The organism is Thalassobius sp. Cn5-15, assembly GCF_022347685.1.
Lineage (GTDB): Bacteria > Pseudomonadota > Alphaproteobacteria > Rhodobacterales > Rhodobacteraceae > Thalassobius.
Genome location: NZ_JAKRGF010000005.1, coordinates 162,937 through 177,216 on the forward strand (window position 1 = coordinate 162,937; position 14,280 = coordinate 177,216).

Annotated in this window: 13 protein-coding genes; 3 read left to right on the forward strand and 10 right to left on the reverse strand. The window is 58.7% G+C overall.

Features of this window, described 5'->3' with window-relative positions; genetic code table 11:
- Positions 1-62: 62 nt before the first annotated feature.
- Complete coding sequence (locus MHM86_RS12560; RefSeq protein ID WP_370644140.1) at positions 63-1,262, forward strand: surface lipoprotein assembly modifier; 1,200 nt, start codon at positions 63-65, stop codon at positions 1,260-1,262.
- 8 nt (positions 1,263-1,270) lie between these two features.
- On the opposite strand, the gene MHM86_RS12565 is transcribed toward MHM86_RS12560, so the two are convergent.
- Positions 1,271-2,866, reverse strand: a complete 1,596-nt coding sequence (locus tag MHM86_RS12565; protein WP_239200098.1) for an alpha/beta fold hydrolase — start codon at positions 2,864-2,866, stop codon at positions 1,271-1,273.
- A 401-nt stretch (positions 2,867-3,267) separates the two neighbouring features.
- On the opposite strand from MHM86_RS12565, the gene MHM86_RS12570 reads away from it, so the two are divergent.
- On the forward strand, positions 3,268-3,606 hold the full coding sequence (locus tag MHM86_RS12570; protein WP_239200101.1) for a helix-turn-helix transcriptional regulator: 339 nt from the start codon (positions 3,268-3,270) through the stop codon (positions 3,604-3,606).
- 22 nt (positions 3,607-3,628) lie between these two features.
- Here the strand turns inward: MHM86_RS12570 and MHM86_RS12575 are convergent, their stop codons facing one another.
- From MHM86_RS12575 to cyoA, 5 genes are read right to left on the reverse strand one after another with little or no spacing between them, the layout of a single operon-like run.
- Positions 3,629-4,402 (reverse strand): SURF1 family cytochrome oxidase biogenesis protein, encoded by a 774-nt coding sequence (locus MHM86_RS12575; protein WP_239200104.1) that lies wholly within the window; start codon positions 4,400-4,402, stop codon positions 3,629-3,631.
- A gap of 12 nt (positions 4,403-4,414) precedes the next feature.
- Positions 4,415-4,774 carry a cytochrome o ubiquinol oxidase subunit IV gene (gene cyoD, locus MHM86_RS12580; protein WP_239200107.1) on the reverse strand — a complete coding sequence of 120 codons (360 nt, stop codon included), beginning with the start codon at positions 4,772-4,774 and terminating at the stop codon, positions 4,415-4,417.
- A complete protein-coding gene (cyoC, locus tag MHM86_RS12585) occupies positions 4,771-5,427 on the reverse strand; it encodes a cytochrome o ubiquinol oxidase subunit III (protein ID WP_239200110.1) in 657 nt (218 codons plus the stop codon). The genes cyoD and cyoC overlap by 4 nt, the downstream gene beginning before the upstream one ends.
- Positions 5,427-7,466: a cytochrome o ubiquinol oxidase subunit I gene (gene cyoB, locus MHM86_RS12590; protein ID WP_239200113.1), complete on the reverse strand. Its 2,040-nt coding sequence runs from the start codon at positions 7,464-7,466 to the stop codon at positions 5,427-5,429. Before cyoB ends, cyoC begins: the two co-directional genes overlap by 1 nt.
- Before the next feature lie 2 nt (positions 7,467-7,468).
- Complete coding sequence (gene cyoA / locus MHM86_RS12595) at positions 7,469-8,551, reverse strand: ubiquinol oxidase subunit II (protein WP_239200116.1); 1,083 nt, start codon at positions 8,549-8,551, stop codon at positions 7,469-7,471.
- Between the two features lie 182 nt (positions 8,552-8,733).
- Here cyoA and MHM86_RS12600 point away from each other — a divergent pair, with 182 nt between their 5' ends.
- Positions 8,734-9,993 carry an MFS transporter gene (locus MHM86_RS12600; RefSeq protein ID WP_239200119.1) on the forward strand — a complete coding sequence of 420 codons (1,260 nt, stop codon included), beginning with the start codon at positions 8,734-8,736 and terminating at the stop codon, positions 9,991-9,993.
- Between the two features lie 68 nt (positions 9,994-10,061).
- Here MHM86_RS12600 and mvaD read toward each other — a convergent pair whose 3' ends face one another.
- From mvaD to MHM86_RS12620, 4 genes are read right to left on the reverse strand one after another with little or no spacing between them, the layout of a single operon-like run.
- Positions 10,062-11,075, reverse strand: coding sequence for a diphosphomevalonate decarboxylase (gene mvaD, locus MHM86_RS12605; RefSeq protein ID WP_239200123.1), 1,014 nt, complete (start codon positions 11,073-11,075; stop codon positions 10,062-10,064).
- The gene (locus MHM86_RS12610) at positions 11,068-11,985 is read right to left on the reverse strand and encodes a mevalonate kinase (RefSeq protein WP_239200125.1); all 918 of its coding nucleotides are present in this window, start codon (positions 11,983-11,985) and stop codon (positions 11,068-11,070) included. The genes mvaD and MHM86_RS12610 overlap by 8 nt, the downstream gene beginning before the upstream one ends.
- Positions 11,982-13,148: a mevalonate kinase gene (locus MHM86_RS12615; protein WP_239200127.1), complete on the reverse strand. Its 1,167-nt coding sequence runs from the start codon at positions 13,146-13,148 to the stop codon at positions 11,982-11,984. The genes MHM86_RS12610 and MHM86_RS12615 overlap by 4 nt, the downstream gene beginning before the upstream one ends.
- A complete protein-coding gene (locus tag MHM86_RS12620) occupies positions 13,111-14,274 on the reverse strand; it encodes a hydroxymethylglutaryl-CoA synthase (protein ID WP_239200129.1) in 1,164 nt (387 codons plus the stop codon). The genes MHM86_RS12615 and MHM86_RS12620 overlap by 38 nt, the downstream gene beginning before the upstream one ends.
- Positions 14,275-14,280 lie beyond the last annotated feature (6 nt).

Sequence of the window (14,280 nt, forward strand, 5' to 3'; positions counted from 1 at the left end):
CCTGCAGGCTTGATGCTGCAGGGGCGCGTCTTTTTACGATACGGTTTCTGTGCGGCGGTTTGATGGCTGTCGCCTTGTTGCTTGGAGTTGGTCAACCCGTTTCGGCAGGCGCGGAAAAAAGGGGGGATCGGGCAGAGCTCTATCACAGGCTGGTGCGGATCGGCAGAGAGGCCGAAGATCCACGCCAAGCGGCGCAAGCCCTTGCCACTGCGGCCCGAATAGACCCGAAAAACGCGCAAGCGCATCTGCTGCTGGCAGAGCTTTTTTTTCAGGCAGGTCAGACTCGCCGCGCCGAAACATACCTGCGCGGACTGATCAAACAGCCGGGGCAGCGTGAGAATGCAGATGTCTACCTGCAGGCGCTTGATCGTCTTGCGCTTAGGCAGCCTGTCTTGCTCTCGGGATCCTTTGTTCTGCGGCCAACGAGTAACGTTAATAATGTCTCCTCGGAACGTCATTTTGATACGCTTTTGGGGCGCTTCAATATCAGTGAAGGCGGGGCAGAGGAATTCGGTATCGGTGCCGAAGTGGGGGGCAATCTGTCCTATCGGTTGCCATTAGGTACAGGGCGCAGCCTTGTCTTTGGGGGGGGGCTGTCGCGTGGGCTGTATAAGCACGACCGATTGCGTTTCTGGCGCGCGCGCCTGTCGGCCGATTTGAAACAAATCGGGCCTTCCCAAGACTGGCGGCTGGGCATTTTTGCCAGCCGCAAGCGCTATAGCGATATCCCTGACAGCAGCGCCGAAGTGTTGCGTTATGGCGTGCGCGCCAACTTCAGCACCGATCTGACGGCGGGCCGCCGTTTCAATCTCGGCGCCGTGGTTGAACAGCGCGATTATTTGAACACCCCGACGTTTAGCGGTCCTGTGCTCAGCCTTAACGGGTCTTTCAGGACCATCCATTCCAAAGGAAGGGTGAGCACCCTTGGCCTGCGGTTGGAACGGCGCAATACAGAATTGGACTATCACCGTTACTGGGGCGTGGGGGTGCAGCTGGGCGGCGAAACCAAGGTGACCGACCATCTGCGCATGGGGCTGAACGCCGGTCTTACCATTCGGCAGTATGATGCCCACTTTGCCGCATTGGATTACGCACGCCGTGACAGGGTCTGGACAGTTGGTCTCTCGGCCATCCATCGCAAGATCAGTGTTTTCGGCGCCACGCCCAAGGTCAGCTGTAGCTATGAACGTCAGCGGTCCAATGTGGCACTGTATTCCCGTGAAACGACGGCCTGTGAACTGGGTTGGTTTTATCAGTTCTAGGGCAGAGATCAGGCGGTGCTGGCCGTGCTGTCATGGGGGATGCGGGCCAGATGCGCGACAATTTTGGGGAACTCCGCCCCCATCGCCAGATGGCCTGCCTCTTCCAACAGTTCAAACGAGGCACCGGGCAGGGATCGCGCCATTTCTGCGATCTCGTCGGGCGGAAAAAACGGATCCTGCGCGCCTTGTAGAAAGCTGATACCGCAGGACACATGCTTCAGATCCGCTGCCCAGTTGCGATTGATGTTTTGAAACTCATCCATAGAACTCATCGCAGCTTCGTTGGCGATCAGTTGCAGCCAGTCAGCGAAAGTGTCCTGGGTGAACAGGCGTTCTACTTCGGCCAGATCGGCGGGGGCGTTGCGGTAGAGGTGATTCAGGCCCTTCTGCGCAAATCTGTTTGATCGGGCCAGCGCATTATAGACCCGCGCCAAACCGGTGATTACCTGCGGGTTCCGTTTGAGGCGCAGTGACAGTTCCGCATAGATCGAGGTGGTGCGGGCGGTTTCCCACGCATAGGCAGGCTGCGGGGTAGAGACCAGCATAAGGTGGTTTACAATATCAGCGTTGTGACGACTGAAGTGCAGTGCCCAAGAGACGCCCGCACTTTCGCCCAGGCAGATGACCGGCTGGTCGCACAGATAGTCCAGCGTCGCACGGATCGCAGCGGATACATGCGCCATCCGCTGCGCTGCACTTTGCGTGCCGCCAAAGCCGAGGAAGTGACGCGGTACCACCAGCCAGCGCAGCCCGTTTTGTTTCAAGCTCTCTGAGAAATCATCGCGATAGATTGTCGGGCAGAGCATGCTGTGAAAATATAGGACCGGCTGGCCCTGCCGATCGCCGAAATCCCAGATCGGCACCTCGATGCCTTCGCCGACGCTGATGCGATTCACCACCACATCACGCCCGAACTGTCGCCGGACGAGGGCGGTTTCCTTGTTGCGTTCAGGATGCAGCAGCAGTTCATCCAGCAGGCGCGAGGTGATTTCAATCGACAGTCGCCGCAGCAGGGCGTTTTGTGACCGGCTGCCCAGCTTGCTGAGCAATACCTGAACCTGCTTACGCTTGGTGTCGTATGAGGCGCCCAGCACTTCGGCCGCTGTTTTCAGGTCCAGACCGCTAAGGAGGTGGGCCAGAAGTTCATATTCGCTTTTGGTTAGATCGCTATCGGGTACTTCATCTCCCAGAAATCCCGGTATCCGGTCGCGTGCCACTTCAATCGCGACGAAGGCCACATCAGCCGGCGCGTCGGGCCATCGGTCCAGCCGGTCAAAAAGGAAGAACAGCTGCGCGTCCACGACGACAAAATGGCTGCCGGCCGCATTGGGTGCGGGCATCACTATGTGGTCAGGAAGGATATTCTCGGATCCCTCCAACAGCCCCTCGACCAGACGCTGCCCGTCGCGATCATAAAGGTTCAGCGGGTAGCTGACGCGGGCGAAATGCCAATGCAGAAACCGTTCGTAACTGGCCTGTTGTTCTGATCGTTTCAGCAGCGCTGCCTCTGATCCCAGAGTGACCGCGCGGGTCTGCGGCAACACATCATCAAGGGTTGCCATAAACTGGGTTCTGCCAGTCTGTACTGGTTTCTGATCGGTCATCGGTGAAGGGTCCAATAGGGGTATTTGGCCTGCTCAATGATCTTAAGGGGCAATAATCGAACTGCATACCCCCCATTTGGGGGGCGCGGCAGGCGGGTGTTTGGCCTGAGATAGGTCCAGCCATTCACAGCCAGGACAGCGGTGCCAAACCGTTGAGTGCCAAGATGCCCCTACAGCAGCCCCTGCCTTTGCCCTCAGCGCCGCCACCGGCTGATGCTCTGGAAATTGCCTGTTTCGAGGTGTCGCCATCTGGCCGTATTCTTGCGGCCTGTGAGCGGGCGCGGGCCTATCTCGGTCAGTATGGTACAGGTGTCGGGATGCGGTTCCGGCCGGTCCCTTGGTCCGCATTTGCTGCGGCACTTGCCCGGGCCACCCGTCCGACTGCCCCACAGGCATCAGTGATGCGCTGCCGAACAGTCGATCTGCGGGGCGAGGTCCAATTGAATGTGCTGCCCTTCCAGCAGGATCGGCTGCGCGTGGTTTTATTTCTGCCGCATCTACAGCAGCGATCGGTTGCTGCTATTGCTGTTCGGCTTACCGCGCGGGAAAAATCGGTTCTGGATCTTGCCGCGGCGGGGTTGCGACGGGACAGAATTGCTCATGCGCTGGGAATTGCCCTGCCAACCGTGGACATGCACTGCCGTAACATCCGCAAGAAACTGGGGGCAGGCACGATGTCCGCGGCAGTCGCAGTCGCCGCGCGTCAGGGACTGCTGGAACCGGAGGGGCAGGGCGTCTAGCCGAATGCGCCCCGCTCTGACCTCAGTCGGGGGGGCTGCGCCAGCACATCAAGGGCACATCCAACACCCGCACCACCATTACCGCGACAGTCAACGCAAAGAGCAGCGCCATCGCATACCAAGTCAGTGCATAGGACAGATGGTTGTTCGGAAACGCGATCACCGTCATACCGCCGCGCGGCCACGTGTCAGGGGCGGCGTCATGGTCAGCGTCCAGAAAGTAGGTCCGCGTGCGGCCCAGACCAAGGCGTGAAGACATCGCGGCCGTGTCGCGCGACACCCAGCGGTCAATATCGGGCCGGTTGGGTTCCAGTAATGTGCCGTCCGGCGCAGTAGGGCGCAACAGGCCGGTTAGCTGGGGTTTCGGAGCGGTCCAATTGGCGGGATCCTTGCGGTCATTGGGCACAAAGCCGCGATTGATCCAGAGGATATCAGCGCCGACTTGGTAGGGGGTCATCACCCAGTAACCCGGCCCCAGCTCTGTCACCGCTTTGACCAGTAGCGCGTGCTCTAGTGGTGTGCCGCTTACCCTGACACGCAGGTATTCGTGGGTTTCGGGGCGAAAAATGGGGGGCAGCGTGGTGGGAACGCCAAAGGCACGGGTATCCACTGTAGCGATCAAGTCGTTCTTCCACGTCAGGCGTTTGACCTGCCAGTTGCCCAGAAGGACAAAGACCACCACCAGCCCAGCGGACACGACCAGCAGCCCCCATGTCATCCAGCGTGGGCGATGGGGTGGAACCAAATCTGCCGGAACGGCGTCCGGCAGATCCGTGTTTTCAGGTCGCTTGGTCACGTCTGTGATCCCTTACGGCAGGTTGCGTACCCGCTCGATCTGTTCGTGGGCCGGCATCATGTTTTCTTCGAGGTTGAACATAACCCAGATAGAGCCGGACAGGACGATGACCAAGAGCAGGATGGTCAGACCCATAGACATAACCTGCCAGCCTGCTTCGGCCTTGATAGTAACATGCAGGAAGTAGTGGATATGCACCAGCATCTGCATACCGCCGAGGACGAAGATCAGGACCACGGCCAGAGTTTTGTTGTCCATCACGTCGCCCATCACGATCCAGAACGGAACCGCGGTCAGCACAACCGAAAGGACAAAACCGATGAGATAGGATTTCAGCGACCCGTGGCCGCCTTCATGGGTGTCTGCGCTCACAATAGGACTCCTGTCAGATAAACCAGGGTAAAGACGCCGATCCAGATCAGGTCAAGGAAGTGCCAGAACAAGCTGAGGCACATCACGCGTCGCTTGTTGGCGTGGGTCAGGCCATGCATCCGCAACTGCACCAGCAGCACGATCAGCCACAAGGTGCCAGAGGCAACGTGCAGACCGTGGGTGCCGACCAGAAAGAAGAAAGACGACAGAAACGCGCTGGCCATCGGCGTGGCGCCGAGGTGCCACAGGTGGTTGAATTCATAGATTTCCAACCCCAGAAAGCAGGCGCCGAAAACGCCTGTGACGATCAGCCAGATCGTGGTGCCATTCAGATCACCCTTGTCCATGCGCAAAACCGCAAAGCCATAGGTGATCGACGAAAACAGCAGCATCGAAGTGCTGATCAGGATCAGATCCAGATCAAACAGATCAACAGGTGCGGGACCAGCAGCGTAGTTGCCGCCCAGAACGGCGTATGTTGCGAACAGAATACCAAAGATCAGGCAGTCGCTCATCAGGTAGATCCAGAAACCCAGCATGGTGCCAGTTTCGTGGTGGTGCTCTGCGTGATCGCCGCCATGGTCCCCATGCGCTGCATGGGGATCTTCGGTGACAAAAAACTCAAGCGGTTGGTTTGCGGTGGTTGCGCTCATTATTCCGCGGGCTCCGCCAATTTGCTGAGGAACTTGTGCTCAGTCTCGCGCACTTCGTCTGCAGGGACGTAGTAGTCGCGGTTGTAGTTGAAGGTGTGCAGGATGCCGTAGGCCACCGCTGCGATGAAGGTCATCGCAGCGATGAACCACATGTGCCAGATCATCGCAAAGCCCAGCACAGTCAGCAGGCCAGAGATGATCACGCCTGTCGCAGTGTAACGCGGCATATGGATCGGCATGTAGCCTTCGGACGGGCGGGTGAAGCCCACGCGCTTCATATGAGTGAAGGCGTCGATTTCGTGCACACGCGGCGTAAAGGCAAAGTTGTAGTAGGGTGGCGGCGACGAGGTCGACCATTCCAGCGTACGGCCAGTTCCCCATGCATCACCTGTGTGATCCCGCAGCTCTTCGCGACGCAAGATCGACACAACGATCTGGATGATAAAGGCCGCAATGCCGATGGCGACAAACACAGCGCCTACAAGCGCGATGATGAAGTAGACGGCATAGAAGGTGTCTTCGAACTGGCTCAGACGACGGGTGACGCCCATCAGACCCAGAATGTAGAGTGGCATGAACGCCAGATAGAAGCCGATCAGCCAGCACCAGAAACTTACCTTGCCCCAGAACGGATCCAGCGAGAATCCGAAGGCCTTGGGCCACCAGAACACGATGCCGGCAAAGATACCGAACACCACGCCGCCGATGATAACGTTATGGAAGTGCGCAATCAGGAACAGCGAGTTGTGCAGCACATAGTCCGCCGGCGGAACCGCCAGCAGCACGCCGGTCATGCCTCCGATCACAAAGGTGATCATGAAGCCCATAACCCACAGCATCGGGGTTTCGAACCGGATGCGGCCTTTGTACATGGTGAAAAGCCAGTTGAAGATCTTGGCCCCTGTCGGGATCGAGATGATCATCGTGGTGATGCCAAAGAAGGCGTTCACATTGGCACCCGCCCCCATGGTAAAGAAGTGGTGCAGCCACACGATATAGCTGAGAACCATGATCACACAGGTGGCGTACACCATCGAGGTATAGCCAAACAGACGTTTGCTGCTGAAGGTCGGCACAATCTCTGAGAAGATGCCAAAGACCGGCAGGATCAGGATATAGACCTCAGGGTGGCCCCAGATCCAGATCAGGTTCACATACATCATCGGGCTACCACCCAATTCGTTGGTGAAGAACGCGGTGCCGATGTAGCGGTCAGCGGTCAGCAGCGCCAGCGTGGCGGTCAGCACCGGGAAGGTGGCGACGATCAGCACGTTGGTACACAGCGTGGTCCAGGTGAACACCGGCATTTTCATGTAGGTCATGCCGGGGGCACGCATCTTGACGATGGTGACCACCAGGTTGATGCCCGACAATGTCGTCCCGATACCGGCGATGTTCAGCGCCCACAGGTAGTAGTCCATGCCCACACTCGGGCTGTACTCCAGCCCAGAGAATGGCGCATAGGCCAGCCAGCCTGCAGTCGAAAACTCGCCCACAAACAGCGAAATCATCACCAATACCGCACCCGACACCGTCAGCCACAGACTGAAGTTGTTGAGGAACGGGAAAGCAACGTCGCGCGCACCGATCTGTAGTGGCATCACATAGTTCATGAAGCCGGTCACAAACGGCATCGCCACAAAGAAAATCATGATCACACCATGTGCGGTGAAAATCTGGTCATAGTGGTGCGGTGGCAGGTAGCCTTCATAGCCCGCGGCAGCCAGCGCCTGATGACCCCGCATCAGCAGCGCATCGGCAAAGCCACGCAGCAGCATGATCAGGCCAAGGATCATGTACATGATCCCGACCTTCTTGTGGTCGATCGAAGTCAGCCAACCGCGCCACAGCGGCCCCCAAAGGCGGTAGTAGGTCATCGCAGCCAGCGTTGCGATGCCGCCCAGAACCACCCCAATAAAGGTAATGAGGATAATGGGATCGTGCAAAAACGCCAGCGCGTCCCAGTTAAGTTTCCCCCAGAAGGGGTGGACATCGGTGTGCAGGGTTGCGCCGCCATGTCCGTGAGATGAAGAAGCCATAGTCAGTTTCCGTTTGGAAGGGGGTCGCTTGCCACAATGGCGGGGGTCAGGGTCATCGCTGCCAGAATCTCTTCGGCGCTGTGCTCTACGTCTGGACGCAGCAGCGCCAGCAGTGCTTCGGGATCGTCCGCGGAACACAGACCGCGGAACAGTTCCCGGTTAAACAGACCTTCCAGACCGCCGCCGCCAAGGGCGTCAACCATCATCATGTCGTTCATGCACAGATCATCGTCCGAGGTGCACTGGTTCAGGATCCTGTCCCAAAGCCCATCCTCGACCGCGCTGTAATAGGTGACGGGGTGTGCAATGCTCTTATTATCCAGAACGGCAATCTCATCACGATCCAGCCCTTGCGGATCTGCGCGCACGGTTTCTACCCACGCGTCGAAATCCTGTTCGCTGAGGCCGTGAAACTTGAACCGCATCTGCGAAAACCCTGCGCCGCTGTAGTTTGCGGAGAAGCCTTTATAGACGCCCGGTTCGTTGATCACCGCGTTCAACTCTGTTTGCATGCCATTCATGGTATAGATCATGCCGGCCAGTGCAGGCACATAGAACGAGTTCATAACCGTGGTCGAGGTCAGCTGAAATTCGATCGGGCGGTCCACAACTGCGGCCAGTTCGTTCACTGTGGCAATGCCCTGTTCGGGGTAGATGAACAACCATTTCCAATCCATCGCGGCCACTTGCACCACCAGCGGCTGCACCTCTGGATCGATCGCCTGATCGGCAGAGATCCGCGATAGTGGCTTGTAGGGGTCCAGACGGTGCGTCGCCACCCAGGTCAGACCGGCCAGACAGATGATGATTGCAAGCGGGACCGACCAGATGATGATTTCCAGCGTGGTCGAGTGGTGCCAATCCGGCTCATAGGGCGCATCTTGGTTAGAGGCACGGTATTTGATGGCAAAGAAAATCGTGAGCACGATCACCGGCACAATCACAATCAGCATCAAAACCGTAGAGTAAATGATGAGGTTTGCCTGTTGTTCTGCAATATCCCCAGAGGGGGACATGACAACAAGATTACACCCGCTCAGGGCAAATATGAGCGGCAGAAAAGCCGCAATCTTAGCGCGTTTCATGTCTTCTTTCACAGGATGTGAGGAGTGGGAGGAGAGCTGGACGATTCTGGTGACCACCTAGCAAAGGCACTTGTGTGGCAAATTCGTTCATGCTGCAATGCGACAAATGGTGACTCGGATTGGCATCTTTCATAAGAGGCCTGGGGCAGTCTGGGTATCCGTTGAAATTAAGGGAGAATTTCATGTCCACAGCAGAATATTCGCATCAACATGACGCTACGCTGGATGAGGTTGTTATAACCGTCATTATGGCGCGGGTGACCGACTTTTTTGGCTTTTTTGTTTATGCTGTTGCATCGGCACTGGTGTTTCCGAAGCTGTTTTTTCCGATGTATGATCCGCTGACGGCGACGTTGCTGTCGTTTGCGATCTTCGCGCTGGCGTTTTTGGTGCGGCCGCTGGCCAACCCGATGAGTCGCATGTTGCAGGCGCGGATCGGCAAGCCGGGGAAGGTGGTCTTTGCGCTTATGCTGTTGGGAACCTCAACGGTCGCCATCGGCCTGCTGCCCGGATATGAGAAAATCGGCTGGGCCGCGCCGGTCCTGTTGGCCGTCTTGCGTATTCTGCAAGGTCTGGGGCTGGGGGGATCATGGGATGGCCTGACCCTGCAATTGCAACATGTGGCGCCTGCAAACCGTCAGGGGCTTTACGCGATGGTGCCGCAGCTGGGCGGGCCGATTGGGTTTGTGGTGGCAGTGTCGCTGTTCTATGTGCTGACTGGTTTCCTGACCGAAGAAGAGTTCCTGACCTTCGGCTGGCGTTTCACCTTCTTTGCGGTGATGGCGGTGAATGTTGTGTCGTTGTTTGCCCGTCTGCGCCTGCTGAACGCCGATCTGGGTGTCGAGGAAGAACTGGTCACCTCCGCACCGCTGAAAGAGGTGATTTCTACGCAGTGGCGCACCATTATGCTGTCGGCGTTTCTGCCGCTGGCCAGCTATGCTCTGTTCCATATGGTGACGGTGTTCCCGCTGGGGTATACCACGCTGTTCACTGACCGGTCCGTGACCGATATCCTGCTGATCCAGATGGCGGGCGGGACGCTGGCGATCTTTACGGTAATTTTGTCTGGCATTTTGGTTGACCGCTTCAGCCGTCGACTGGTGTTGAGTGCCAGTACCGCGCTCATCGTGGCGCTGGCGCTGATGATCGGCCTGTTGGACAGCCATCCGGCCCTGTTCCTGATGTTCGGCTTTGCCATCTTTGGTCTGGCTTATGGTCAGGCCAGTGCGATCGCGCCGCGGCGATTTGCACTGGCGTATCGTTATTCCGGCACCGCACTAGCGACGAACCTCAGCTGGATCTTTGGCGCGGCCTTTGCGCCCTTGGTGGGTCTTGGTCTGGTGGCGATGTTCGGGCTTTCGGCAGCGGCGCTCTATTTGTTGTCCGGCGCGGTTGTCACGTTTGCGGCCATTCGTATTCTGAATCGGCGTGAAGCCAGTTAAGGCGCAGGTTTATAAGCACGAAAAGGCGGGCCAGACGGCCCGCCTTTTTTGTTGCACTTTGAGTGCGATCAAAGGGTTTTGAATGGCTCGATCACCTGTGCCTGCGGAAACAGGTGAGTGATGTCATCGGTGCTGCGACCCAGGAAGATCAGTTTCACATTCGCACCCGCATCCATCGTGGCATAGGCCTGCAATCCTTCCTTACGGGCCTGCCAAAGCTGATCCAGTAAGGCCCAGCTTTCAGTCGTCAAATAGCTGAGTGCAGGGCGCGCGGCCTGCATGGTTGCGTGCATCGCCAGCGCGTTTGCCTCTGCCAGCGCGCCCAGCGTGTCAAAGTCCTGCGCCCGCACGGCGGTCTCAATCGCCTGACAGTCTGCTTCGGCCTGATCGGGCCAGCTGGCAAACAGCGGGCTGGTTGCCACCGTATGGTTCATACCGTCACGTGAGGAATGGGATTTCGGCCCCACATCCACAGGCAGGATCGCGATGCGAAATTCGGGCCACTGCAGGTTCAGCGGCTGTGCGAAACTGTCGCTGCCATCCTCTTGCGTGCCTTTGTCCCAGCGCACAAATCCATGCCACAGCGACCGCGTGGCGCTGCCGCTGCCCAGGCGGGCAATCAGGCTCATCTGTGCCTCTGACAGGTGATCTGACAGCCCAAAAGCACCACAAAGCGCCTGTGTCAGTGCGGCAAAACCCGACGCGGAAGAGGCCAGTCCAGCGGCCGTCGGGATGGTGTTGCTCGTCTCAATCCACAGCGGCGTTTTCGCGCTGCCATCTTCCCCACGGAAGAGGTCGGCAAACTTCAGCGCTTTGGCGGCAAAGGGCGTGTCGAGCGACAGGTCTTCCCCGCCAAGTGTGACGCGATCCCGGCCATCCTTTGACGGGACGACCTGCGTGTGCGATCCCCACTCTGCCAGTGAAATGGACAGTGAACTGTTCAGTGGCAGGTTTCGTGCACGGTCCCGCTTGCCCCAGTATTTCGACAGCGCGATGTTGCTGGGCGCATAGGCGCTGGCTGTTTGCGACGCAGATGCCTTGGCCATGGCATCGCGGATCAACTGTTTGGCAGCGTCATTCATTGATGGTCAATCCTTTTGCGGCCAGTTTGGCGCTGGTAAATCCTTCGGGCACCGCGCCTATAGCGACCACACAATCACCAAGGCCAGAGCCGGAAATTTTCACCGCCTGTACATGCGTATCCGCCTGTGCCTCGGCGATAATGCGATCAAGGGTGTCGTCGCTGACGCCCAGCTGTTCCAGCAACTGCTGATACTGTGTCAGACTGGTGGCGAAGGCGGTCCAGTCTTTGGATTGGGCGCTGTTGATTGCGGCCTCTGCCTCCGCGCCCATCGCGGCGTAGAGGTCGGCGAAGGCCTGTTCATTGCCCGCCATCCGCTCGGCAATCAGTCGCAGCACCTCGGCGGTTGGGGTTTTGTAACCTGCGTACTTTAGCGCCAGTTCTGTCGGGGCGGGTAGCTTGGCAATTTCGGTTGCCGTGGTGTCCGTCGGGGCGCGGTAGCTAATCATGCCGCCGGACAGGCTGGCGGCCAGATCGGCGCCGCTCCCACGGCCCTGAATGTCCCGGATGATTGACACCGCCGTTTGGTGGATGCCCGACGTGTCGGCACATGTCAGCGCAGTGAGCGCGCCCAATGTAGCGATTGTGACCGCGGCAGAGGAACCGAGGCCAAGCGTCGGGTCTACCTCTGATGTGATCGTCAGGTCAAAGCCATAATCGAGTGCGTCCAGATGGGCGCGAATGCAGGCAACCACAAAGCGATAGTCATGCGACGGCGCTAGATTATCCAGCGTGGTTTCAAACCGCTCGGCAATTTGTGAAGTGATGGAGATGCGACGATCCATACGCTGGCGTAGGGCAACGGTAATTCGCTGGTCCACAGCGGCAACAATGGCGCGGTGGCCGTAGACAACCGCGTGCTCGCCAGTGATCATGATGGATCCGGGCGCACTGGTGGTGATCTGCCTCATACAGTTTGCCCTTTAATTGTCGCGCTCATCTGAGGGGCAGGACCCGCGCTGGCGCCGGTGGTGGCCATGCGCAGTTTCGACCATGCCTTGTCGGGGTGATCCTGCATCAGGCTTTCCATCGCCTCTGAGTCGCTGAGGCGAACCAGAATAGCGCCACCGCCTGAGCCCTGAACCGATCCGGCGCCGCAAACCTTGGCCGCACCGCCAAGTGCGCTGACCGCGCGGGTAAAATCCTGCGCAGGTTCTGGCACCACGCCAATGTGTTCCAGCAGACTATGATTTTCGCGCAGCAGATCCCGCACATCTGACCCATCCGACAGCGCCTGTGCCAAGCCATCCGTGCAGGTGCCAAAGGCGCGCCACAATGCAGTATCGCTGCCGTGATGGGCACGCACATGCGCCACGCATTCGCCGGTGGAACTGTCGGGCCGTCCATGCAGGACCCAGTACCAGCCGTCGCCTTCCGCCAGACCGTGCGACGGATCAACGGTTGGCACACTCAGCCCTGCGCCGCCCACATGCACCAACCCGCCGCGCACGACGGCAGCAGCGTCAATTGGGCCGGCTTTACCATGTTTCAACCGCTCACAAAAACGGACCCGCTCATAGCGGTCTTCCAGCGTCTTGTGGCGGTTGAGAAGGGTTTCAAACAGCACCGTGACCGCCGCCACCACCGCGGCAGAGGAACCAAGTCCTGCGCCAATCGGAATAGAGGACCGGCTGGACAGTTGACCCGGGTGCGGCAGGTGCCCCACCGCGCCGATCCCTGCAACAGAGGTGCCGGTGCTGCCGTCTTGATCCTGCAGCAGGGACGCCAGCGTGTAGACCGCCAGATCATCGGGGTGGGTGAGGATTTCCTGCACCTTCAACTCACCCCGTTTGAACTGATCAAAGCGATCATCCAGCGAGGATTTCAGTTTGTGGAGCAGTTGCAGCGGGTAGTTGACGCCAGACGAGAGGTTTTCAAACGCGGTGCGCAGGCCTGCGCCCGGTCCTTGGGGGACAAAGCGCACCTCTGTATATTGGGCCAACGCCATTGCCAGCGCAGGCGCCCCGTATAATACGGAATGCTCCCCCGACAGGATCAGCTTACCGGGGGAGTGCGCGACCGACGCGCCGCCCATATCAGGCGTTTTTGTCGATGTAGATGCGCTTGTTGTCATTGATGCTTGCCAATCTGTAGCGGCCTTGGGCCTCATCCGGCAGGGTCAGTTCAGCGCCATCCTGCGCCGCAGGGGCGTCCCACAGGGAGACATAATCGTCGTACTCAACTGCGACGCGGTCTTTCAGCAGGGCTTTGTGGCGGTCGGTGAACAGGTGATCGCGGTATCCGGGCACCACGGTGGCATCAAAAAACTCGCCCGTGGCGCCAGAGCCGTAGGAGAACAGGCCGATGGATTTACCCGCCAGATCCTCCGCGCTGTTTTCCAGAGTCGAGGTTAAGGCCAGATAGATCGACGCGGTATAGGCGTTCCCAACCACGCGGTTATATTCCATCCCCGCAAGCGCCTGATCCATGTCGAGCGGCGCCTTGGCGGATTTGGCCAGATGGCGGTGCGCCTTTTCGCCCATGCGTGAAAATGGCAGGTGGTAGCAGAAGCGGGAGAAGTCCTCGTAGGCTTTGCCGCCGTTGGCCTGATAATCGCGCCATGCCTCTACGAGCGCGTTCAAATAGCGCAGGGTCGAGTATTTGCCGTCAAACAGCGGTGTGCGGCGATGGTTGGGACGCCAGAAGTCCATGATGTCTTCGCAGAAGAGGCCCGAGATCGCGCCGATTTCCAGCACCTTGGGCTCCGCACTGATCAGCATGGCCACGGCCCCCGCACCCTGCGTTGCCTCGCCCGAACTGTCGCGGTCATAACGTGCCACGTCAGAGGCGATGACCAGTACCTTGCGGTCAGGGCGACGGGCGACATAGCTGCAGGCCAGTTGCAGAGCAGGGGTTGCCGAATAGCAGGCTTGTTTCAGTTCCACATTGCGGCAGTTGGGCGACAGGCCCAGCAGTTGATGCACATAGATGCCAGCGGCCTTGGATTGGTCGATGCCGGTTTCGGTGGCAAACAGAACGGTGTCGATACCGTCTGCACCATAGCGATCAATCAGCGGGCGGGCCGCTTCGGCGGCCATGGTAACGATATCTTCGTCATGGCCGGGCAGGGCGATCTTGTCCTGCCCGATGCCACGGGAAAACTTCTCAGGGTCGATGCCCTGACGTTCGGCCAATGTCGCCAGTTTCAAGTATCGGTGAGGCGTGTAAAAGCTCAGCGCCTCGATGCCAGTTTTGATCATGTGTCC